General features: G+C 39.5%; 18 protein-coding genes. 8 read left to right on the forward strand and 10 right to left on the reverse strand.

Features of this window, described 5'->3' with window-relative positions; all coding sequences use genetic code 11:
- Positions 1 to 451 precede the first annotated feature (451 nt).
- Complete coding sequence (gene dnaB, locus KYH19_RS08080) at positions 452 to 2,014, reverse strand: replicative DNA helicase (protein WP_121287886.1); 1,563 nt, start codon at positions 2,012 to 2,014, stop codon at positions 452 to 454.
- A gap of 200 nt (positions 2,015 to 2,214) precedes the next feature.
- Between dnaB and rlmB the strand changes: the two genes are divergently transcribed.
- The gene (gene rlmB / locus KYH19_RS08085) at positions 2,215 to 2,982 is read left to right on the forward strand and encodes a 23S rRNA (guanosine(2251)-2'-O)-methyltransferase RlmB (protein WP_132399762.1); all 768 of its coding nucleotides are present in this window, start codon (positions 2,215 to 2,217) and stop codon (positions 2,980 to 2,982) included.
- Positions 2,983 to 3,122: 140 nt separating this feature from the next.
- Here the strand turns inward: rlmB and KYH19_RS08090 are convergent, their stop codons facing one another.
- On the reverse strand, positions 3,123 to 4,268 hold the full coding sequence (locus KYH19_RS08090; RefSeq protein WP_370630317.1) for an ATP-binding protein: 1,146 nt from the start codon (positions 4,266 to 4,268) through the stop codon (positions 3,123 to 3,125).
- Between the two features lie 931 nt (positions 4,269 to 5,199).
- Here KYH19_RS08090 and KYH19_RS08095 point away from each other — a divergent pair.
- From KYH19_RS08095 to KYH19_RS08120, 6 genes are all read left to right on the forward strand, one after another.
- Positions 5,200 to 5,787, forward strand: a complete 588-nt coding sequence (locus tag KYH19_RS08095) for an RNA polymerase sigma factor (RefSeq protein ID WP_219078275.1) — start codon at positions 5,200 to 5,202, stop codon at positions 5,785 to 5,787.
- Positions 5,788 to 5,866: 79 nt separating this feature from the next.
- Positions 5,867 to 6,937: a FecR family protein gene (locus tag KYH19_RS08100; RefSeq protein ID WP_219078276.1), complete on the forward strand. Its 1,071-nt coding sequence runs from the start codon at positions 5,867 to 5,869 to the stop codon at positions 6,935 to 6,937.
- 81 nt (positions 6,938 to 7,018) lie between these two features.
- Positions 7,019 to 10,201 carry a TonB-dependent receptor gene (locus KYH19_RS08105; protein WP_219078277.1) on the forward strand — a complete coding sequence of 1,061 codons (3,183 nt, stop codon included), beginning with the start codon at positions 7,019 to 7,021 and terminating at the stop codon, positions 10,199 to 10,201.
- Positions 10,202 to 10,268: 67 nt separating this feature from the next.
- A complete protein-coding gene (locus tag KYH19_RS08110; RefSeq protein ID WP_219078278.1) occupies positions 10,269 to 11,678 on the forward strand; it encodes a RagB/SusD family nutrient uptake outer membrane protein in 1,410 nt (469 codons plus the stop codon).
- A 27-nt stretch (positions 11,679 to 11,705) separates the two neighbouring features.
- Complete coding sequence (locus KYH19_RS08115) at positions 11,706 to 12,605, forward strand: glycerophosphodiester phosphodiesterase family protein (protein WP_219078279.1); 900 nt, start codon at positions 11,706 to 11,708, stop codon at positions 12,603 to 12,605.
- Between the two features lie 392 nt (positions 12,606 to 12,997).
- The gene (locus KYH19_RS08120) at positions 12,998 to 14,632 is read left to right on the forward strand and encodes an ABC-F family ATP-binding cassette domain-containing protein (RefSeq protein WP_219078280.1); all 1,635 of its coding nucleotides are present in this window, start codon (positions 12,998 to 13,000) and stop codon (positions 14,630 to 14,632) included.
- 350 nt (positions 14,633 to 14,982) lie between these two features.
- Here KYH19_RS08120 and KYH19_RS08125 read toward each other — a convergent pair whose 3' ends face one another.
- From KYH19_RS08125 to KYH19_RS08135, 3 genes are all read right to left on the reverse strand, one after another.
- A complete protein-coding gene (locus KYH19_RS08125; protein WP_219078281.1) occupies positions 14,983 to 15,579 on the reverse strand; it encodes a GIN domain-containing protein in 597 nt (198 codons plus the stop codon).
- A gap of 885 nt (positions 15,580 to 16,464) precedes the next feature.
- The gene (locus KYH19_RS08130; protein WP_255562590.1) at positions 16,465 to 17,220 is read right to left on the reverse strand and encodes an oxygenase MpaB family protein; all 756 of its coding nucleotides are present in this window, start codon (positions 17,218 to 17,220) and stop codon (positions 16,465 to 16,467) included.
- 5 nt (positions 17,221 to 17,225) lie between these two features.
- Positions 17,226 to 17,714, reverse strand: a complete 489-nt coding sequence (locus tag KYH19_RS08135) for a hypothetical protein (RefSeq protein WP_219078282.1) — start codon at positions 17,712 to 17,714, stop codon at positions 17,226 to 17,228.
- A gap of 589 nt (positions 17,715 to 18,303) precedes the next feature.
- Between KYH19_RS08135 and KYH19_RS08140 the strand changes: the two genes are divergently transcribed.
- A complete protein-coding gene (locus KYH19_RS08140; RefSeq protein ID WP_132399798.1) occupies positions 18,304 to 18,771 on the forward strand; it encodes an Lrp/AsnC family transcriptional regulator in 468 nt (155 codons plus the stop codon).
- A 40-nt stretch (positions 18,772 to 18,811) separates the two neighbouring features.
- On the opposite strand, the gene KYH19_RS08145 is transcribed toward KYH19_RS08140, so the two are convergent.
- The 5 genes from KYH19_RS08145 to KYH19_RS08165 are packed head-to-tail and all read right to left on the reverse strand — an operon-like array spanning position 18,812 to position 24,559.
- The gene (locus KYH19_RS08145) at positions 18,812 to 20,083 is read right to left on the reverse strand and encodes a PAS domain-containing sensor histidine kinase (protein WP_219078283.1); all 1,272 of its coding nucleotides are present in this window, start codon (positions 20,081 to 20,083) and stop codon (positions 18,812 to 18,814) included.
- Positions 20,067 to 21,440 carry a sigma-54 dependent transcriptional regulator gene (locus KYH19_RS08150; RefSeq protein ID WP_219078284.1) on the reverse strand — a complete coding sequence of 458 codons (1,374 nt, stop codon included), beginning with the start codon at positions 21,438 to 21,440 and terminating at the stop codon, positions 20,067 to 20,069. The genes KYH19_RS08145 and KYH19_RS08150 overlap by 17 nt, the downstream gene beginning before the upstream one ends.
- A gap of 18 nt (positions 21,441 to 21,458) precedes the next feature.
- On the reverse strand, positions 21,459 to 22,640 hold the full coding sequence (locus KYH19_RS08155) for an ABC transporter permease (RefSeq protein ID WP_219078285.1): 1,182 nt from the start codon (positions 22,638 to 22,640) through the stop codon (positions 21,459 to 21,461).
- Positions 22,641 to 22,651: 11 nt separating this feature from the next.
- Positions 22,652 to 23,884: an ABC transporter permease gene (locus tag KYH19_RS08160; protein ID WP_219078286.1), complete on the reverse strand. Its 1,233-nt coding sequence runs from the start codon at positions 23,882 to 23,884 to the stop codon at positions 22,652 to 22,654.
- Between the two features lie 9 nt (positions 23,885 to 23,893).
- Positions 23,894 to 24,559, reverse strand: a complete 666-nt coding sequence (locus KYH19_RS08165) for an ABC transporter ATP-binding protein (RefSeq protein ID WP_121287904.1) — start codon at positions 24,557 to 24,559, stop codon at positions 23,894 to 23,896.
- Between the last annotated feature and the right edge of the window lie 4 nt (positions 24,560 to 24,563).

Consider the following 24,563-nt stretch of genomic DNA (forward strand, 5'->3'; position numbering starts at 1 on the left):
AAAGGAGTTAGAACCTGGAAAGCAATTACAGTGCAATGTAGGGTAATGTAGTCCCGCTATCACTGCTGCTCCGATGAAGAATCGGGAGCATTCGTTTTATCGGGTTTAGATTGGTTGGGCTTGGTGCTACGAGGTTAGTTTTTCGGGCCTGTGCCGAGAGTTTGGTCTTTTATATTGCAGCTGAAATACTTGTTGTTATGCTTATGTAGTTTATTGCATAAAAACAATATGAATAACAGGGGAATTTAAATGAATTAATACATTTCGTAGGGTCGTCATTCCCAACTTGATTGGGAATCTTAATGCCATAAGCCTAAAGATTAAGATTCCCGCCTGCGCGGGAATGACGATCAATCTATTGAAGTCTGTCGCCCCAATAGGAGTAATTATCTCACAAAAATCATATGTATGACATGAAGATTTTGGAGCATTTTAGCTCGTTTGGAATTTCCTAAAAAGGTGGATCATCATCATTATAATCATCCATTTTTGAAGGACGGATAATGACATTGCTTTGCTTTTCGAAATCCTGAGATGGGTACATTCCGGCAGACGGATCAGCAGCAAATGAATTTGGTGGAGCATTAAAATCATCTTCCAAATCCGTAAACTTCACAAATTTACCAATGAATTTAAGTGGTACAATTCCGGTTTCACCGTTACGGTGTTTTGCAATGATAACCTCACCAATACCTGCTTGCGACCTTCCTTGCTCATCCTCAGTAATGCCATAATATTCAGGGCGGTACAAGAATAATACCATATCCGCATCCTGCTCAATTGAACCGGACTCACGTAAATCGGATAACATTGGCCGTTTTCCTTGTAAACCTGGTCTGCTCTCTACCGCACGACTTAATTGTGATAGGGCCAGTACCGGTACATCTAGTTCTTTAGCAACTGATTTTAGCGCTCTCGAAATACTACCAATTTCCTGCTCACGGTTACCACCGCCTTTTCCTTCGCCTTTACCATGCATTAACTGCAAGTAATCGACAATTACCAATTGGATATCGTATTGTGATTTTAACCTTCGGCATTTTGCCCTGAATTCAAAAATATTCAGTGCCGGGGTATCATCAATTAACAGGGGAGCTTCGGTTAAGCGGCCAATTTTACTGTGCAGCTGTTGCCATTCCCATTCCTGTAAATTTCCTTTTCTGATTTTTTCCTGCTCAATTTCTGCTTCTCCTGAAATTAAACGATTCACCAGCTGCACCGACGACATCTCTAGAGAGAATACTACAGTTGGTTTTGCGAAATCTACAGTAGCGTTTCTTGCGCAGGTTAGTACGAAGGCCGTTTTTCCCATCGCCGGACGCGCAGCGATAATTACTAAATCCTGTTTTTGCCAGCCACCTGTAATTCTGTCTAAGCCGGTAAAACCCGTTGGCACACCAGTTAAACCATCGGTTTTGGTGCGGAGTTCCTCAAGTGTAGCTAACGATTGTTTAATGATATCGTCCATTTTCTGTGTATCTCTACGCAGGTTATTCTGGGCGATTTCGAAAAGTCCTTTTTCTGCCTGATCTAAGAGATCGAAAATATCAGTGGTATCTTCGTAGGCATTTGTAATGATTTCAGTTGAGATTCTGATCAGTTCACGCTGAATATATTTCTGAGAAATAATACGTGCGTGAAACTCGATATTCGCTGCTGAAGCAACTCTATTGGTTAAGTTGGTAATGTAGTAGGCGCCACCAACCATTTCTAAAGAGCCTAATGTTCGCAGTTCTGCCGTTACTGTTAAAATATCAACTGGTCGCGATTTCTGAAATAGAATATGAATCGCTTCAAAAATTTTCTGGTGGGCAATGTTATAGAAAACCTCTGGTTTTAAAACATCAATTACAGCAGAAAGTGCATCTTTTTCGAGCATTAAGGCCCCAAGAACTGCTTCCTCAAGATCTAACGCCTGAGGGGGAATTTTGCCCTGTGAACTTATGGTATTACTTAACCTGCTTTTTCTAGCAGTCATACTGTTCTTTCCGCCTTGTTCGTTATCGATACTCATTCCACAAAAGTAATCAATTTTTGATGGTGTTGTTTGAATTAGTTACTAGCTCTTTGTTAACAAATTGAAGCATAATCAGATTGAATTTTATTGCATTTATGATGTCATAAAAATTTTTAAACAATTAAATGTTAATAAGGAACACATTGTTTAAGGCTAAAACATTTTATTTGAATACTTTTGCCTAACAATTTCAAAACATGGATAATTTTAGAAGACCGCAACGCGCAAAAGAGAATAATGAGTTTGTATTCGGCATCAGGGCTGTAATAGAAGCCGTTAAAGCAGGAAGAGATATTGAAACCATTTACCAGCAACGCGGCTTGGGCGGGGAACTTTTTCTAGAATTAAAAGCCCTGTTAAAAGATACTTTGATTCCTTTAAATTCAGTTCCAATTGAGAAGCTGAACCGCATGTCGCAGAAAAACCATCAGGGTGTGATTGCTGTAATTTCTCCAATTACTTATCAAAATATTGAAGACATTATTCCAACCGTTTTCGAAAAAGGCGAAGTTCCATTAATTTTAGTTTTAGATAGCGTAACTGATGTCCGCAATATGGGTGCAATAGCACGTACGGCTGCTTGCGTAGGTGTTCACGCCATAATTGTTCCATTAAAAAATGCGGCACAAATTAATGCTGATGCTATTAAAACCTCTGCAGGTGCATTATTCAGCATTCCGATTTGTCGCCATGCCAACCTGCATAAAACCTGCTTGTTTTTACAAGAAAGTGGTCTGCAGATAGTAGCCTGCACCGAAAAAACCAGTGATTTTATTTACGCACCGGATTATACCATGCCTACAGCAATTGTAATGGGCTCTGAAGATGAGGGGATTTCTAATGATCTTTTGAGGGTAGCTGATCATTTAGCTAAAATACCAATGGCGGGAAAAATCGAATCGCTAAATGTTTCGGTAGCTGCAGGGGTAATTTTATACGAAGCTGTTAGACAGAGAACTGTTTAAGGGATTGGTGCAATTAATAACTTAGAAAGATAGGCTGTATCATAGATATAGAATGGTTAACGTAAAAAAATCTAAGCAAATCATTACTTATAATACAGCCCCTTTTTTATTTTATAACAATTTTTAAATTGTTGTGAGCGCTAGCTTTTTTTTGATCTGATCGTAAAGGTAAAGGCGCTGCCTGTGCCAGGGGTAGACTGGACGCTGATTTGTCCACCAAGTTTCTCAACCAAAAGTTTTACCGTTGCAAGGCCAATTCCGGTTCCGCTCTGGGCGAAGCGGTCAGCGGTGTTTAGGGTAACGTTTCTTTGAAAGATACGTTCCAGTTCTTCTTTTCTGATGCCCATACCATTATCGCAAACGGTAATGTAGGCCAGGTCGTCTTCAATTACACAACCAATTTGGATCAGGCAAGTCTGTTTGTCGTTATACCGCACAGAGTTGGTCAGTAGGTTGATCATGATCTGCTGGAGTGCGATTGCTGAAGTGCTGATCTCTATCTTTGCTTCCGGGTAGCTGATCTTTACATTTTCGGGAATACTGAGCATAGATACCGTTTTACGAAGGAAGCCACTAAGTTCAATGGATTTGTGTTGCGCCGTCAGAATTTCTGGTCTGATGGAATAGTCCAGCATGTCGTTAATCAATTTCGCGAGGGCTTTTGCACCATTTAGGCTGGTTGATGCCAACCTGTGTCCTTTTTGGTCACCACTATGCTCCAGGTGACGGGTCAGAAGCTCTGCACTCATAGAAATGGTACTTAACGGGTTTTTGATGTCGTGGGCTGCAGCTGTAGCAAACTGTTGCATAAATTGATTGGTCTCAGTAAGATGCCTGTTCGCCTCGCTGAGCAATAGCAATTTCTTTCTCAGTTCCATGTGGGCAATTACCTGTTTACCCAGTACCTTCAGCGACCATAGCTGTTGTTCATCTAGTGTTCGTGGTACAGTATCGATCACGCATAGCGAACCTAGTTGCATCCCTTCTGGGGTCTGCAGTGAAATCCCTGCATAGAAGGCAATATTGGGGTCATCTGTAACAAGCGGGTTTTCTGCAAATCGTTGGTCTTCCGTTGCGTTGCTCACTATCAGTATTCCAGATGGATCAGTAATAGTATGTGCGCAGAAAGCATGTTCTCTGGGGGTTTGTTGGACATCAATGCCCAGCTTACTTTTAAACCACTGTCGCGAGCTGTCTACCAGGGTAATCAGTGCGATGGGTGTTCCACAAATCTGGGAAGCCATTTTGGTGAGCTCATCGAAATCCTCTTCAGGCAGGCTATCCATAATCTGGTAGGAATCTAAGGCTTGCAGACGCTGTTTTTCGTAATCGGGGAGGTTTGGTGTATTGTTCAAATCTTGGTAAATGTAGCGTTAATTTTTTTCTTACCGTTAGTTCCCTGGCCTTGAGCCTGCGGCGTTATTCGGTTTGATATACGGTCTATAACAGCAGATGGATGTATTATGTTTTTAAAAAATAATTGACCACAGATAGGGAGGATGCACACAGATATGAAAATCCATGTTTATCTGTGCTCATCTGTGGTTAAAAACTCTTAACTTAATTGTATTAGGGAGTATGGATTGTCTCAATGTGATTAAGTAAAGCCATTCGACCAGCATAAATTAACCACAGATAGGAAGGATGCACACAGATATGAAAATCAATGTTTATCTGTGCTCATCTTTGGTTAAACTCTTAACTTTTCAATGTGATTAAGCTAAGCACCACGGTTGTCAGTTTGAGGGATAATTTATTTTATAAAATAAATATGAGTGACGTACAATTGTTTTCCCTTGTCCTACGGCTCGGTCTTGCCTCGGCTCGCCGCCGCCGAAAGGCTCTTTCTTTTTGGCATCAAAAAGAAACAAAAACTGCCGGCTGAAAATTTTTCTTTCGAAGTTAGTAGGTTGGCTTAGGTAGTGCAACCCGAAAAATTTGTTAGGCCGGATTTAAGCAGAACGGGGAGATCGTGCTATGGCTTAGCTGGGCGGATATACTAAGAAATTAAAGTGCTGATAGTAACGATTTGTAAAACGACGTCAATAGTAGCCGGTAGTTATCGGATGACGATCCCTCTGGGAGATTTATCCTTTAACTTAATGGTATTGGGGATTGGCCTTGCATTACTGAGCATTCTGAAATAGAAAGCTTAATATATAGTTAACATGGGTGCTGTATTTTTGTGCAAAATATTTTTGGTCAATCTAATTCTTCATGGTAAAGCATCAATTTCAAAACGATCCGTTGCATAACAGGGATGTTTTCGATCAGATTTACAAGGAGTACCATAAGGCTGTATATGCAAATATTTTTAAGCTGATCAAGGATACTTCTATCGCTGAGGATATTCTACAGGATGTATTTTTTGCGCTTTGGGAAAATAAGGCGAAACTAGATCCTGAACAACCGGTATCGGCATGGTTATTTGTAGTGAGTTACAACAAATCAATATCTTACCTCAGAAAGAAAATAAAACAAAATATAAGCTATGTAGATAGTTATGATCCTTTTCATACTGTTGCAGAAGAAATATTTCCTGACCAATACCTGATTGAGGCAGAACTCAACATGCTTGAAGAAGCTATAAATGCACTATCTCCCCAGAAACAAAAGGTATTCAGGTTATGCCGGTTTGAAGGGAAATCGCAAAAAGAAACCGCACAGCTCCTGGGATTATCTACAGAATCGGTAAAAGACTACCTCAAACAATCCAAATACTTCATCAGGGAATATATGCTGTCCAGAAATCCAACTGGCGGAATTATCAGTGTATCGGTTTTGGTTATGTTAATATATCTGTAGTTTTCTTAATGGTAATTTAATGTTTTAATAACATAGTTGGTCACCCCCATTTCAACCCCTTCAGCGTATTTAAAAGCAGATGAAAGAAATAAATGAACTCATAGATAAGCTATGGGCTAACGAGATCAGTTTAGAAGAGCAGCATAAACTTCTTGAATCTTTACAAAAAGATTCAGCAGGATTAAAGTCTGATTTAAAAACTGGCTATGATCTGGAGCTATCAGAGGGTAAGAAAGAAATTACGGAAAAGCGATTTGAGCATATTTTAGCCCGGCTCCATATCCGGATGGATGATCACGAGGTAAAACATAGTGCAAAAATATTTCCACTCTACCATTGGATAAAAATGGTTGCTGCTTTATTAGTTGTTGCCTTAGCTACACTGCTATATTTTAACCATAACCATGCCCCACAGAAGAAAGGACCAGCAGATCACTATGTACAGGTAAAAAGAGAAATACTCAGGCAGCCATACAATTCTGGCAAAAGTACAATGATTATAAATCTTTCTGATGGTTCACGGGTTACGCTGCAGCCCAAGAGTTCATTGAGTTATTATGAACCTTTTGATAGCAGAAGCAGAAATATCAGCATTAAAGGTGAGGCTACTTTCAAAGTTGCTAAAGATAAGCACCATCCTTTTATCGTAAGTGCAAATGGCTTTACCACAACTGCACTGGGTACCGAATTTACCGTTAACACCAATAAAGAGAATCGGCTTACGGTAAAGCTGATAGAAGGGAAAGTAGTTGTTAAAGCTGGCGCCGAAAGCAGGATGAAAATGAGCGATGTTTATTTAATTCCCGGAGAGCAGTTATCCATTAATACCAAACTAAAGGTGCATAGCCTGATCAATTTTAAAGATTCGGATAAAGCAGTTAAGCCGCAACCAGTACTAAGCGTAGCCACAAAGGATGAATTCCAGTTTAATGAAACGCCTTTGAGTGAGGTGTTTAGCAGCTTATCGAAACGCTATGACACCGATCTTGTTTATGAGGGAGTTGAAGAGGCCGAGCTGCAGAAATTATACTTTACGGGTAGCGTTGGTGCCGACGAAAAATTGAATACGATATTGCCTGTTATCTGTAACATGAACGGGTTAACCTATAAACTTACCGCTAAAAGCATCACCATCAGCAAACAAAAATAATTTTTAACCCTGGTTTTAACCAAAATGAATGTCCCCCTAAACGGGATAAAGGGACGCTATTGCTTAATTTTTAATTATACCATGCAAACAAACAAACTTAAAAAGACAATCAGAAAATTCAAATGTTTTGCCGCATTTGCGCTACTGACCATGATTACCCATGCTGTTTATGCACAGCAGAATACTTCGGTTAAAGGAACTGTAGTTGATGAAAAAGGTGCTACACTTCCCGGGGTATCGGTAATGATGGTAGATCAGACAACTAAAAAACAGGAAAGTACGGTTACCGATTTAAAAGGAATATTTGTTTTTAACAATGTTAAAATAGGAAACAGGTACGATTTTTCTTTTAATTATGTCGGTTACGAAAAGAAGACATCACCAGCCTTTCTAATCAATCCTGGTACTAATAATTCTATCCTCATCCGTATGGAAACCAGTTCTTCAGGTTTGAATGATGTGGTAGTGGTAGGTTATGGCAGCCAGCGGAAAACCAAGATTACGGGAGCAATTTCGCAAGTAAAATCAGAGGAACTGAATAAATATGCTGGCAGTAACTTCGCCCAGCAACTTGCCGGTAAAGCAGCTGGCGTGGTGATTAATGATGCTTCGGCGCAACCAGGCACCGATCCACAGATCGTGATTCGCGGTATTGGTACGCTTACGGCAGGCGTAAGTCCTTTGGTCGTGGTAGATGGTTTTCCACTTTCTGAAGGAAGTTCGCTTAATACCGTGAATCCCCAGGATATAGAAACCATTGATATCTTAAAGGATCCGGCATCAGCAGCCATTTATGGCTCAAGGGCTGCCAATGGGGTGATCCTGATTACCACTAAAAATGGCCGTTCAGATAAGAATACCGTTTCTTTCGACTTTTATACCGGTGCGCAGGTGCGTGCAGATAAAGTTGATCTTGTAGACGGTTATCAGTTCGCGCAGCTGAATACCGAAGCACGTGACTGGGGCTATGTGTCCAGAAACCCAACAAACAGAAGTATTAGCGATGATTATGCCACAAGGGTTTCGAAAGGTGCAAATAAAAGAGATTTAAGGTTAAACTACATTCAGCCCTATTTAAATAATCAGCCAGGTTTAACCAATACCGATTGGCTGGACGAGATTTTTAGAACAGCCCCCATCAGCAGTTATAATGTTGCGGTCTCAGGTGGAAACGATAAATCTAAATATTATTTCTCGGGCAATTATTTTGATCAGGACGGCATTGTGATAGAAACCGGACTGAAACGTTACAGCATGTCGTTTAAGTTTGATTCCAAACTCTCTAAATCATTTGATATAGGATTGAGTATTAACCCAAGTTACAACCGTCAGAAATTTTTCCAGAATGATGCGAGCAGGAGTAGTGATGCCATTGGTGCCGCACTGATTATGTATCCTTTTTTCCCTGCAAGAAACAACGACGGCTCTTTGGCCATAAGCCAGCAGATTACAGCGAATACACCAGAAGATGGTGCCCTTGGTGAAAATCCTGTTGCAATAATGGAAAAAACGAAATACAATAAAAACCTGTTCCGTACCTTTGGTAATGCCTACCTTAATTTTAAACCCATTACCGGGCTTACTTTTAAATCGCTTTTAGGTGGAGATTACAGCAATAGTTTTATCGACTTTTTTACCCCATCTGATGTGGGTGAATACCGTACGGCAGCACCAAAACCAGCCCGGACGAGCGAAACAAATGGCTCGGTGATCAATTACCTTTGGGAGAACACCCTTACTTTTGAAAAGACCTTTGGGAAACACGATATCAATGTGCTGGCCGGAACCACTTTTCAGAAAGAATCTGGTAACAGTACGCTGGTTTCGGGTACCGGAATTCCTGATAATAATATTGACAACATTGCAGGAGCATCTTCATTTTCTGTGGTTCCGCAAAGATATGTCTGGACACAACTTTCTTATCTGACCCGATTACAGTATGCTTATGCAAACAAATACCTGTTTTCTGCAGCCATCAGAAGAGATGGTTCCTCAAGGTTTGGCCAGGATGCCAAATGGGGTAATTTTCCATCGGTAACCGGCGGATGGATTGTGAGCAGGGAAGATTTTTTTCCAAAGGTAAACTGGATTGATTTATTAAAATTCAGGGCTACTTACGGCAAGGCCGGAAATAATCAGATTGGTAATTACAGTTCTTATGCCCTTGCAAATCCGCTAAGTTATGTAAGCGGATCAACACTTCTTCCAGGCTTTGCTGCAGTTAACCCGGCAAACAGTACACTATCCTGGGAAACTAAAACCTCTTATAATTTTGGAATGGACTTAGGGCTTTTCAAGGTCTTGAACCTTTCTGCCAATTATTATTCGATGGTCACTTCAGATCTTTTATTGCAGGTTCCTGTGCCCTCACAATCGGGTTATGATAGTGCACTGCAAAACGTGGGCAGGGCAAGCAACAAAGGCCTGGAGCTCGAGCTCTCTGGTACAAATATTAAACTCGGTCCTTTAAACTGGAATTTTGGTGCAAATATCGCCTCCAATAAAAATAAGGTATTGGAACTTGGGCCGGGACAGAACCAGATTGTTACCGGTACTAATAGCGCATTCAGAACCAAGGTTGGTGGGCCAATTGCTGAGCTTTATGGTTATAATGTAACCGGTGTGTATAAAAACCAAAGTGAGATAGACAACAGTCCGCACGTTGCCGGAACACTGCTGGGCGATTATATTGTGCAGGATGTGAACGGCGATGGAAAAATAACGCCCGACGACCGGATGGGCTTCGGTACCTATGCCCCAAAAATTACCTATGGTTTCAACAGTAGTCTGGCTTATAAAAGTTTTGAACTGAGTTTCTCCATCAACGGAATATGGGGAAGGAAAATTTATGATAATGGATTAGTCAATATGGAATCCGGAGAAGGTTTCTCGATGGCCGATACTTATTATTACGAGAACAGGTACCATCCTGTTAACAACCCGAATGGTTTTTTGGCTCAACCTAATACCAATTATTCTGCCAACAGGCTCAATACGAATGCCTCGAATGTTTTCTTCCAAAAGGCTGATTATATCCGCCTGCGTAATGTTCAGCTTACTTATAACTTGTCTTCAAAATTATTGTCTAAATTAAAAGTATCCAGGGCAAGTGTATATATAACCGGGAATAACCTGCTCACCATAACTAATTTTCGGGGATTTAATCCTGATGCCACCAGCGATAACGTACTTACTTCAGGCTATTCTAATTCCAACTATCCTGTGGCCAGGTCTTTTGTAGCAGGTTTCAATTTAACCTTTTAATGTAAAGCAACATCTTAATTATATGAAACCATCATCAAGCTTGCCGCTTAAAAATCATAATATACCGATGAAAAAAATAATCAATAAAATACTTGTTACAGGAGGACTTTTCTGTCTTTTAGGAATAACTTCCTGTACTAAAGAACTCAATCAACAGCCCATTACCTCCAAATCTCTCACTAATTTTCTCACTACAGAAACCGAAGTTGAAGAGTATGTGAACGCGGTTTACGGTACCTTACAATTAAACGGCTTATATGGCCTTTATCTGCCTGCCATCGGAGAAATTCCCTCAGATAATACATTTGATGAGGTTCCTGCAAACGACAGCGGGATGTATGGCCAGCTCGATCAGTTTACCACCGTTGCCTCCAATGGCATGCTTTCAGATTTATGGAAGAATTCCTACCAGGGCATTCAGCGTGCCAATACCGTGCTGAACAGGATTGATGATATTCCTTATGCCAGCGCTGCCACAAAGCAGGCAAGAAAAGGGGAAATGCATTTTGTGCGTGCCCTGCTTTACTTTAATATGGTTCGTGTGTTTGGCGATGTGCCTTTGGTGACCAAAGAAACCACCAATCCCAACGAGTTTTTTGGCCAGGGGCGCACAAATAAAGATCTGGTATATGCACAGATTATTTCAGACCTGACTAATGCCATACAAGAATTGCCTGCAAGTACCACTACACCAGGAAAAGCTGTTAAAACAGCTGCCCAATCTTTAATCGGGAAAGTCTATCTGACTTTGGGCAAATTTGCAGAAAGCAAAGCCGTACTGGCAGATGTAGTTGCCTCGGGAAGGCACCAGTTGCTTGCTGAGCCAGCTGACATTTTCGCATTGACTAACAAGAACAATAATGAAATTATTTTTGCCGTGCAGTTTGCATCTGGAATAAACGGAAATAGCGAAGGCAGTTCTGCTTACCAGCAGTTCAGTCCATCGGGTACCATCAGCGGCGCAAAAGGCCATAACCTGCCAACCAAAAGTTTCTATCAGTTATATAGTGCTTCGGACAAACGCAAAACAGCTTATGTTGGTTTAACCAGTGCCGGAACTCCTTTTTCTACCAAGCTGAAAGCTTCGGCAACAACTCCGGTAGACGGAGGCAGCAACTTTGTGGTATTGCGTTATGCAGATGTATTGTTAATGCTGGCTGAAGATGAAAATGAGCTGGGGAATACTGAGACAGCAAAAACTTACCTGAATCTGGTACGAAAGAGAGCAGGCCTGGCCGATGCCACACAGCAGAGTCAGGTAGATGTTAGGGATGCAATTACGCTGGAGAGAAGATTGGAACTGATAGGGGAAGGCCATCGTTGGTTTGATCTGCTCAGAACTGGTAACGCTGTTTCAGTAATGAACGCCTGGTTTGCCTCGCAAAATATAACCACCAGAATTACAAACCGCGATCTATTGCAACCTATTCCGCAAGACCAGATTGATACAGATCCCGCAATTAAACAAAATCCATAAATAATATCAAATTTTAATAAAAACGAAATGAAAAGAATTATTTTACAGTTATCCATAGCATTAATTGCATTTAGTGGGTTTGCACAATCGGTACCAGAAGCTAGTTTAAAAGAAGTACTTAACCCTAAAAGCCAGAGGGTATTGGTTACTGCCCATCGTGGCGACTGGCGCAATACGCCTGAAAATTCAATTCAGGCCCTTAAAAACTGTATTGCTATGGGAGTAGACATTATGGAACTGGATCTGAAGAAAACAAAAGACGGCCAGCTGGTGATCATGCACGATCAAACCATTGATAGAACCACAACAGGAAAAGGTGACGTTTCTGATTATACCCTGTCTGAAATAAAAACATTTTTCCTACGCTCAGGTTCGGGGCATCCAACTAAACACCATATACCAACCTTTATGGAAATACTGGCCATTGCGAAAGATAAGATCATTATTGATGTAGATAAGGGATATGATTATTATCCTCAGGTAATTAAGGAACTGCGTGAACAGGGAATGATCGGCCAGGCCATCGTGAATGTCAAAGGAAGTACACCATTACCCCAGATAGAACAGGAGGTAGGTAAAATTGAGGAAGACATTACCATCATGCCAATAGTGGATATGAAAAGAGCTGATGCTTCAGAAATTATCGCGAGTTATAAACCCCATCAAAAAACCATTATCCAGGCCAACTTCAGTAGCGATACCTTATCGGTGTTAAAAAATATTGCCAGCCTTAGAACAAATTATGGTTTATGGATCAATAGCTTATGGCCAGAACAGAACGGTGGTCATGATGATGACCTGGCGGTTGAAGAAAACAAAAAAGATGAAAGCTGGGGTTGGCTGATCAGCCATAAAGCAAACCTGATCCAAACGGACCGCCCAAAAGAACTTATTGAATATTTAAGAGCGAAAAAACTTCATCATTAGTTTTTCTGGCTGGATTTTGATTAAGTATAGCTAAGGATTGTATAGAGGCTGTATCATAAAGACTCCAATAGAATGGTCGTCATCTCGACCGAAGCAACGCGAAGTGGAGAGATCTATTTAGTTAGATTTCTCGACTGCGTTGCACTCCGCTCGAAATGACGGTAACACAAGGGAATTTTTACGTGAAGATTAATTAGGTCATTTATATTGATTTTTATAAAATAAATTATCCCTCAGATTGACAGTTCAATATTTATGATACAGCTTCTTGTTTGAATTTTGTTCAGTTCAAATTTTATGAGATGGAATCAATAGTTTGAGGTTTTTCCATACTGGCTATTAAATTTAACCGCTTTCCTTTATCTTTGCCGCTAATTTAATATTCCCAGTTCGTGATTAATGTAAATAACATCTCCGTTTCATTTGGCGGAACTACCCTTTTTAGCGATGTAACCTTTTCGATAAACGAGAACGATAAAATCGCCCTTATGGGTAAAAATGGTGCAGGCAAGTCGACTATACTAAAAATCATTGCCGATGTAGCCAAACCTACTTCCGGTAGTGTAACAGGTCCGAAAGAAGCAGTGATTGCCTATTTGCCCCAACATTTGCTCACTCATGACAATGTTACTGTTTTCGAGGAAACCATGAAAGCCTTTGCAGAGGTAAACCAGATGCAAAAAGAGCTTGATGAACTGAACGAGCAATTGACTATCCGTACCGATTACGAAAGTGATGATTATATGAAGCTTATCGAGCGCGTATCGGAACTGAGTGAGCAATTTTACTCCATTGAAGAAATCAATTATGATGCGGAAGTAGAGAAAGTGTTGAAAGGTTTGGGTTTTGAGCGTAAAGATTTTGGTCGCCAAACTTCTGAATTTTCGGGTGGATGGCGTATGCGGATTGAGTTAGCGAAGATTTTATTGAAGAAACCTGATCTGATCTTACTGGATGAGCCTACCAACCACATGGATATCGAAAGTATTCAATGGCTGGAAGATTTCCTGATCAACTCGGCGAAGGCCGTAATGGTCATCTCTCACGATCGTACTTTTGTAGATAACATTACCAATCGTACCATCGAGGTAACCATGGGCAGGATTTATGATTACAAGGCCAAATATACCCATTACCTCCAATTGCGTGCTGATCGCCGTATCCACCAGTTAAAAGCTTACGAAGAACAGCAGCGTTTTATTGCAGATAACCAGGAATTTATCGATCGTTTCAGGGGAACTTATTCTAAAACCTTACAGGTGCAATCGCGCGTAAAAATGCTCGAGAAGCTTGAAGTGATCGAAATTGATGAAGTAGATACCTCAGCATTGAGATTAAAGTTTCCGCCATCGCCACGTTCAGGTCAGTATCCGGTAATGGTAGAAGAACTTACTAAAACTTATGGCGATCATGTGGTTTTCGAAAAAGCATCCATGGTGATCGAACGCGGAGAAAAAGTGGCTTTCGTTGGTAAAAATGGCGAAGGTAAATCGACGATGATTAAAGCCATCATGGGCGAGATAGATTTTGAAGGCGGTTTAAAAGTAGGACACAATGCTAAAATTGGCTATTTTGCGCAAAACCAGGCCGCATTACTTGATGAGAACCTTACTGTATTCGAAACCATTGACCAGATTCCGTTAAGCGACGGCTCAATAAAAATCAAAGACCTTTTAGGTGCCTTTATGTTTAGTGGCGATGATACCACTAAAAAGGTTAAAGTACTTTCTGGTGGCGAGAAAACGCGTTTAGCTATGATTAAATTATTGTTAGAGCCTGTAAATGTATTAATCCTCGATGAGCCGACTAACCATTTGGATATGAAAACCAAAGACATTATTAAAGATGCATTGAAAGATTTTGATGGTACTTTAATTTTGGTATCGCATGACCGGGATTTCTTAGATGGATTGGTACAAAAAGTATTTGAATTTGGCAATAAGCGTGTTCGTGAACACTTTGAAGATATAAAAGGATTCTTAGCCTATAAAAAAATGAATAGTCTGAAGGAAATTGAACAAGGCTAAATAAGTACCGCGGTCGTCAGTCTGAGCGTAGTCGAAGACTTTTGAGATGGATAAATCGCAAATAAATGCCCTTCGACTACGCTCAGGGTGACATCTTTTTGCTATTTATCTCTTAACTTAATGACATTGACCCTTAGCCCAGGTTTGAAAGCAGTTCTAAAAAGAGCTGCTTTTTTTTTAAAAGCTAGCACCGCGAATGGTCTCGAAGCATCGTCATTGCGATCGTAGTGGAGAAATCTTTTAAGATAGTTCAAAGATCTCTCCATTTTTCTGCGCTACATCCGATACTTATCGGATCGAGGTGACGACCATTCTATCGGAATCTGTCAATGGTAGAGGTTTGAATTTTTTTAAAGAACAAGAGCGGCAATTTCTTCCTCAGAGGTTTCTACCCGGCTAACATCCGTTTGGGCAGCAGCAAAATGATCGATGGTTAAATTGGTTGCTTTGCCCATAATCAAAGCATGGCGATTGGTGTTACCTTTTAATTTTAACGTACTGCTGTCGAGAATTTCAGTATATAGCCCCTCGGTACTGGTGTTAATATCGGCAAAGGCATTTCCCTTAAGAATAATCTGGAGAAATTTGGTAGTGAGCCTAGCTTCTGTTTTCACTACTGCATTTTGATCGGCCTCAATGCGGTAGATGTCGTTTACATAAACAATAAGTTTACACTTTTCTTTATCAAGACCTGTAATGCGTAGTATTTCGCCTTGCTGCGTCACTTTCACATTTCCAGTGTTATCATCAGCATAAGACACTCCAATGGAAATCCCCTGAACCAATGTTACTTCTACATTGCCCTTTATCACAATCTTTCTAAAGTTTTGAATGTTGTAAAGTAATGTATTGTTTTTTTCTGTAGCCCTTAAATCGTTTGGAAGGGTAGCCATCAAGGTTGTTAAGGCAAATGCCATAGTGATTAGCGTTTTAATTGAGGTTTTCATCTGGTGTTTAATTAAATGTTATTTTTTTACACGATGGTAGTCTGTTTGCTACTGCGAATCAGTTTGTACCAACATTATTCAGTTGCATGGTTAACCAAGCTGGTGCCAAAATACAAATGTGTCCTTAATTGCTTCTTAAGAGGTGTTTCTGCTCATTTGCTTATCGAAGGCTGTTCATTTCCGAACAGTCGATGTGCGACGGCGAACAGTTTTTTTATAGTGCTTATAAAGAACTCCTGTTAAGTATGGAAGTCGTTAACATATTGATTAATAGTTGTTTGTAGAATAATGTCAATGATGGAGTCAATTTATTGCCTAAAATCGGAAAGACAGGGAATTTAAACGAATTAATTGGCCGCGAAGCATTCTTACAGCGATCGCTACCAGCGTGGGCTTTAGGATTGCTTCGTGCCTTATAATGACGTTTATGTAAACAACTGATATTTAGTGTTATTTTTTTGACCATATAAGACATTTAAGGACATATAAGCTTAGATGTTCTTTGTATGGTGTGAAAGCTTAAAAGATTATTTAATGAATTAGATGTTCTTAGGTGTCTAAGGTGGTTAATTAAACTGCATAGTCTTTAAATTTTACGACCACCTTAGACATCTTAGCTCAATGAGTTTTGCAGGATGCAAAATCTTAAACCTAATACTTTAGAAAGTGCATATAGTACGTCATTCCTATTTTTTTCAGGCTACAGACCTGATGGTTACTCGCAATGACGACCATTTTATTGGATTCTTTCAATGGTAACCTGTCGAAGGACTAGATTAAATAGGCCTTGGCAGGGCGTTTCGATACTTCGTCAAGCTCAGTACAGGCTGAGCTCAACATGACAATATGAGTTGAAATTAACTTTGTGATACAGCTTCATTATGCTTAAAAAGCTTCGAGGTTTAAAATCTGTGCCTTATACGCTGCCGGAAGAATTAAGTTTCGTAACGGTTTGTTCACTTTCAGTTTTCGGCTTATTTTATATAAATCAAGCACTGATTTAATAGGTTTTCCTTTCCCTAGTTTAAGCAACTCATTCACTTTAAGTGGAACGATCAGTGCCTGTATTTTTCGCATTAACAGATACCTCAGCGCACCCAGGTGTTTTTTATACTGATCAAAAAGATCATGAGAAAAGCGGCTATATATTAAATTTTCCTGGAGCTGTTGTTCATGCATCATTTGCCAGGTAGCAAAACTAGTTGGAAGTCCGTTTATTTCCATGCGGTGACCAACCAGATAGAAGGTGTTGAATATTTCTTCCTTTTCTGTTAAAGTGAGTTTTCTTTCGAGCACTTCAAAAGCACGGATAGAATAGTCAATCAGCATAAATAATACATCTCTATAGGCCCAATCTGGAATTTTAGCATTTCTTCCAGCTTCAACATGCTGATGGATCATAGTAATCTGATCTATCACTGCATGGGCTTCAGTTAAAGTAGAAAATACGATTTTCTGTGCATAAGCAACCGTAGAAAACAGTCTTCCTAATGGATCTTTGGGCAGTTTGCCTGTAAAATATAACCAATCAACAGCTTTATTCAGGCTAAATTCTGCTGCGGCACCGGCAAAAATAAAAAGAACAACATCTGTATTGCCCCATATTTTCCTTATGATAGAATCTTTATCTACAAAGTCCATAATCCTTAATGCGCTTCTAATATTTCAATTTTTTTGATGTTGATTCGGCAAAGAATCAACGGGATAATTCCGAGAATGCCAAAAGAACAATCTATCATTTGCCAAAACACTGGGATATGACGGATGTTACCGGCAATTAAGGCTAATGGAATGATCGCAATACAGCAGATGATACCAAAGTCGATTACCCATTTGTTTTTTAAAGGATCTTTTAATGGACCGATAAAAAGCACGGCCAGCATGAGATGCGCAAAAGCCAGCCAATCGGTACCATAACTTAAAAATGGATAATGTAGATTGGTCATTTTGAGCGCATGATAAATTTCTCCGAGCCAAAGTTGCAGGCTAATTGGTAAAATTTCCACATGTTTAACCAGATAGGCCATTTCTGTTTCTAAGGGAAATGCAGTTAATCCGCTTACCGCCAATCCTGCAATAATTGTACAGATGTATATTTTGGCATATTGCCTGAGTTTTTGTTCTTCTCTGTGCATAGCTTGCTGTTAGATAATATTGATTTGCAGATATTGTAAGCCTAATGGAATAAACTGTTTCACTTTTCTATGTTATGTAAAGTACTTTGTATTTCAAAGTAAAAGCTAAAAACTGAATATTCCAAAAAAAAGTTGAAGATTTTCGACATGATCATTTTTTTATCTTCTTGTATTGAAATTGGAAATAGGAGCGAGATGTGCTTAAAGATGGTGGAGCAGGGGGGCTACTTGAAGTGAATTTACACCAGGTAAGGGGCTAATTTAAAAAGCAAAAGCGCCAGCATCGCGCTGGCGCTCTTGTTATCATTAACTAAACTAAATCAACGCACTGCTGCTAGCAGTTGTCTCATTCGTTAAACAAATATCCTTCAGATTGACAATTAAAACGAAGATGGTTGTTAAATAGGGAAAATGTCCTGTTGAGTGGGTTTTGGCGGAATTTAATTTCGTTTGTAGTTTTAATTATACTTTAAAACAAGATTTTGTTCTTTTTTTATGATCTGCATAAGGGTTTAATAGAGAGTATTCATATATTTGGGTATTCATTATAAAACTAAGCCTAAAAGAAATAAATAGACTAATCACTATAATGGAATTATACACTCCTGACCAAACTGACAGAGATATTTTAGCACTTTTACAAAAAGATGCAAGGCTAACCTACAAAGAACTTGCCGCTATACTACATCTTTCAAAATCTCCGATTCAGGAACGTGTAAAACGCCTGGAACGTTTAGGGTTCATTTCTTCTGTAGTGGCATTAATTGATCCTAATAAATTCGGCAACTGTATGATCTGTTATTTGCAGGTTCAGCTTACCAATCATTCTGTTAATACTTTCAGGTTATTTCAGCAGGAGGTAAGCAAATTCGATGAAGTATTGGAATGTTATCATACTACGGGCGGCTTTGATTTTATGTTAAAGGTTGTTGCCAGAAATATGATCGCTTATAACGATTTCCTAACCAACAAATTTGGTCGCTTGGATAACATAGGTACCCTGAATAGTTCACTTGTAATTACACAGGCCAAACGCGAAACTGCCCTGCCTGTTTAGAACTTAAAATAATCTATTTACTTTGATGATTCGTAACAAATCAACCTGATATAAACTTGATCGAAAACTGTGTTTCGTTAGGTTGTATTGTTTTTAGCGAGAAATCAAAGCCATGGTTTAAAAGAATTTCGCGCACTAAGGTCAGTCCAATTCCCTGTCCATCTTTTTTAGTGCTGAAGAATGGGCTGAACAGCTGTTCAGTATCTTGTTGAGAGATTCCCTTTCCGGTATCTGAAATGGTGAGCATTTGTTTAGACTGATCTAACGTTAACGTAATTTTTCCTGTATTTTCGATGGCTTCAATTGCATTTTTAATAATATTGATCAGTGCCTGTTCCATTTGTTCAACATCGGCCGGGATAAAATAGCTTTCATGAGACCCTTCGAAATCAATTTTAATATTTTTTTCGTTTGCCGGAAAATACATGAGTTCAGTAACCGATTTTATCAGTTCAACCAGGTTTATTCTTTTTCTGTTTGCCGCTGGTAGTTTAACCAGATCTGCAAAGTTGCGCATAAAAATATTTAGGTTCTGATTCCTGTCAACAGCAACCTTTAATGCATTTTTCAAGGAATAGTCCTGTTCGTTTAGCCACAGATTTTCTTGTGATAGCGCAGTATTGATGATCGAATTTACCGGTCCTACCGTATTGTTTACTTCGTGTGCCATCATTCGGATCACTTTATTGTATACACCTTTCTCTGCCGCAAAAATTTCGGCGGTTACCTCTTCTATCATGATGAAAATACGCTCAAAACCCCGGTCAATAAACCTTGATTTCTGGATCTTATAGGTATGCACCCCGTTAACGCGCACTACTTTAGAACTGCCCGTTTTTAGTTCATATATCTGGTTTTCAATCAGATGTTGGTTGTTGTTTAAAATTTCGGTCGCTTTTGGGTTAATTTGTTTAACCTGCTTATCATAATCTAAAATAATAATGCCTGTAGGCGAGGTTTGAATCAGTTTTTCGAGAAAAAAGTGCTGTTCTTGTTGTTTGGTCCGTTCGGTTCTAAGTTCATCGATCATCCGGTTGTAAACATCTACCAGCTCATCTACTTCCTTTTTGCCGGTAGACAGAAATTTAACATTAAAATCTTTATCCTTTATTGCCGAAACACCCTGACTCAAATAGCTAAGCGGCGCAATTAACTGTTTGTATAAACTCAGCGAAATCAATATCGAAATGATAATAAATACCTCAGCAAGCAAGAAAATAAGCTTATTTTCTTTAAAAATGAAGTAGCTCATCACCAGACAGATCAAGTGGAGCAGCACTAAAAAAAGGATATATTTAGTCTTCAGTTTCATTAAAAGGGATTTGATATTTTTCTAACCGGCGGTAAAGTGCATTTCGCGTAATCCCCAAAGATGCAGCGGCTTTTGTAATCCTGTTTTTATGGAAATTCATGGCTTGTTTAACCATTTCAGCTTCCATCTGCTCTAAAGTCATCGTGCCAACACCAGGCAGTTTAACTTTTTCGTTCCTTAAAGGGGATAAATTCAGTTGAGATTGAAACTCATCGATTCCCAATTCATTTTTATGGCTGATCAATACTGTTCGTTCTACCAGGTTTTTTAACTGCCTGATGTTTCCTGGCAAGGCCAGTTGTTGCAACCAGCGCATTGCTGCTGAGGAGATGGATAAATCAGGACGATCGTAAATCTCTTTCATGTTGTTAATGAAGAAATTTACAAGTAATGGAATATCTGATGGACGTTCTCTTAAAGCAGGCAGATGAATGGTAATTAAATTGATCCGGTACAATAAATCTTCTCTGAACAGACCCGAAGCTACCATTTCGTTCAGGTTTTTATTGGTTGCGCAAACTACCCTGGTATCAACCGTTTTGGTACGGCTGCTGCCCAAAACCTCGTAAGTTCTGTCTTGCAGCACCCTTAGTAGTTTTACCTGACTCGAAGCTTCCAGATCGCCAATTTCATCCAGAAATATAGTACCCTTGTTTGCCATTTCAAAACGGCCTGTTCTGTCAAAACGGGCATCGGTAAACGCACCCCGAACATGTCCAAACATTTCACTCTCAAATAAAGAGGAAGAAATGCCGCCCAGGTTTACTTTTACAAAGGCTTTACTCATGCGGGTGCTGTTTTCGTGGATGGCTTCTGCAATCAGCTCTTTTCCCGTTCCACTTTCACCTGTAATCAGAATTGAGGCATTGGTAGATGCTACACGACCAACGTTTTCGAGAATAGCCAGCAAACCAGGATCTTGGCCAATAATCTGCTTGAAATTATATTTTTTATCGAGTTCTTTTCGGCTTCTTGATATTACTTTTTTGCCGTTTAACTGTAGTAACGTTTCTACCGACTGTAATACATATTCATTGCTCCATGGTTTATTGATAAAATCATTTGCACCCAGTTTCATTCCTTCTACAGCGAGTTCGATGCTTGCCCAGCCCGTGATCAATATTATGGGTAAAGCGGCATCGAAATCCCTGATTTTTTTGAGCAGGTCCATACCTTCTTTACCCGAAGTACCAATCGAAAAGTTCAGATCCAGAATAATAAGTTCAGGCTTTTGGGTTTTTACCACCTCAAAAGCCTGAACAGGACTATCTGTACTTACGATTTCATTCCCAGTGTTTTTTAAAAGAAGCGAAAGTGAAGTACGTACAGCTATATCGTCATCAACAATTAATATCATATGCGAAGTTAAGATAAGTTATTCTTCATGCAATGCAACAGCAGGATGGATGTTAGCCGCCTGTTTACCGGGATATAAAGAGCAAAACAAAACCAATAGATAAATGAATGCCACCGATAAGAGCATCGCAATGATATAAACACTTGCAGGAATATTAAAAACACTCAGTAATGGGAATTGTACAGCAAAGAAACAGCCAACCAGTAACGATATGGTAGCCAATATAATCGCTTCCATAACCAATTGATAAGAAACCGATCGGCCGCTTGCACCAATAGCCCTGCGCAAGCCGATTTCTCCTTTTCTCTTATTGATATTGTACCACAATACGCCAAATAAACCCAATGCAACATTAATAATCAGAAAACTGGCAATAATGATAAAAATAACCATTGGGATAATGGTTTGCCTATTTCTCTTATCGCGCATTTCATCTACATGTTGTATTTCCACAGCGTTATGCGTAGAGGTTGCCATAAATTTATACAATTTACTTTCAAAAGTGGCGTCTGCACTTTCGCGTACTTTAATTAAAACCGTACCAGTCCACTTTAAGTATCCCGTATCTAAAGGGCTGAACAAAGCATTACTGCCAGGCTGGAAATCTCCATTCGCTTTAATATCAGCTACTACGCCAATAACCTTTAATTTGTTTTTATCATCAAAATCGCCAATAAGCTTTCCTGTTGCTTTTTGTTTTCCAAACATCTCATTTTTTAAGGTTTCATTAATAATAACCCCTTTGTCTTTGCTTACCGCATCTTCCGGCAAAAACCATCTGCCTTCGAGTAAAGAAACGTTCCATACTTTCTGATAATCATTGCCGACCATGTAATTACTCACACGATCGTATTTTCGTCTGTTATGCGTGAGTCCTGTACTCATAAAACTATCAGAATAGGGATAATTAGAACTTGAAAGGGAGATACTTTCGATTTGCGGCATGGCTTTTAATGATTTAGTGAGATTATCATAAAAAGTAACCAGCGAATCGCGGTTTTTAGGAAGCTGGCCATTACCATAGGCAACCGACCAAACTCTTTTATAATCGAAACCAAGTGGTTTGCTATAATTCTGGTAATAATAAGTGAGGTAAGAAAAAACCGCAAATTTCACCAGAAAGGAAATCAGGATTTCGGAAAGGAAAAGAAAATTCTGTTTCCTTTTATTCCATATCAATTTAAATAGGTGTTTAAACATCATAATATCTTTTAGGCTTTAAGTGCTTTAACTACATTCAATTTCGACATGCGCCAGGCTGGATAAACACCAGAAATGAGTCCGAAAAATACGCAGGCAAGGAAACTATAACACAGCACTGCAAAATTCATTGTAAGGCGCATGTTGGAAAGAAAATCGGATTCATTAATGAGCGCAATCACAACGAGCGACAGGATTATGCCGATAAATCCACCAAGAAAGGTGAGGATCATATTTTCAACAATAAACTGGTAAACCAATGTTTTTGAAGAGGCACCAAAGGCTTTACGAACACCAATTTCAGAGGAGCGTTCCATAATCCTGGTAACGTTGATATTAACCAGGTTGATGGTTGGCAGTAACAAGAAAAGCAGTATAAATCCGCTGGCCAAAGTAATTACCTTTGCAACTGCACCATTTGTAGAATTGCCTCCGATTCTTCTGCTAACGCTGGTAAAAAACGGATCGGCGTTACAGTACAGTTTATCAAAATCCTTGGGAATTGGCACTTTCTTGATCATCTGTTTAAATTCCTTTTCTAGTTTAGGAAGATCGGTTTTACTTTTTGCGAGCAGAACTGCATTGTAAGCCCCCATTACATCAGTATTGTTGCGATTTTCTTTTGCAATACTGTAAGGTAAATACATATCGCCATTAAAATTCCGAACGGTTTCTGATACATTTTCTATAACCCCAATAACCCTGTAATTGATGTTGTCTGCAGAAATAAATTTACCCACAACCGATTTTTCATCGCCAAAATAGGCTTCTTTTGTTTCTTTCGAAATTACCGCAACCAATTCTGCATGATCAATTTCCTTTTGTGAAAATGCTTTTCCTTCCAGAAATTTATATTCCAGTACATTCCAATAATCTGCATTGGTGTATTGATAACCTATAACCAGTTTTTTATTGTTTACATAAGCATTGGATGATTTCGAACCTGATGTAATGGCCAATTTTTGCAGGTTTTTTAAGGTAGCTACATAATGTTCCAAAAAATAAACGGAAACATTACTGCTGTTCATCCAGCCTTCTTTAGAATTTTTGATCTCAATTCGTTCTATGTATAACGATCTTTCTCTTTTATAATCGGGGTAATCCGGACTGATCATTTTATCAGCCAGTGCCGTAACCACCATCAGAATGGTGAGCGTAAAGCTGATCCCGAACAGGCTGATGAAGGTGAAGAACTTTCTCCGTTTCAATACAGCCAGGACTATTTTAAAGTAGTTTTTTAACATGATTTCGGATTATTGAACTTGTGAACCATCAAATAGACGTACCAGGCGATGTGTTTTATGTGCCATGCTTTCATCATGCGTTACCATAACGATGGTGGTGCCTTCATTTTTATTCAGGTTGATCAGGATATCCATAATCTCGTTTCCCATCGCACTATCTAAATTTCCGGTGGGTTCATCGGCTAAAATAATCTGTGGATTGCCAACAATAGCCCTTGCAATGGCCACACGCTGCCGCTGACCGCCTGAGAGCTGTGTAGGAAAATGTTTTAAGCGGTTACTTAAACCAACTTTTTCTAAAGCCGCAGTAGCAAGCACTTTTCGTTCTTTGGCTGATGAAGTGCGGTACAGTAGTGGTAATTCTACATTGTCCAATACCCGCAAATCATTGATCAGGTGATAACTTTGAAAGATAAAACCCAGTTTTTGGTTTCTGAATTTTGCCAGTTTCTGATCAGAGAACCGGCTGATATCCTGTTCGTCGATTTTAATGTTTCCTTTTGATGGCTCATCCAGTAAACCCATGATGTTCAGGAGCGTACTTTTACCACAACCCGATGGACCCATGATCGAAAGAAACTCACCTTTGGCAATGTCCAGGCTGATTCCGTTGATGGCAAGTGTCTCCACTGTATCGGTCCGGTAAACTTTTTCAATGTTTTGTAAGCGAATCATAATG

It is taken from the genome of Pedobacter sp. D749, assembly GCF_019317285.1.
GTDB lineage: Bacteria > Bacteroidota > Bacteroidia > Sphingobacteriales > Sphingobacteriaceae > Pedobacter.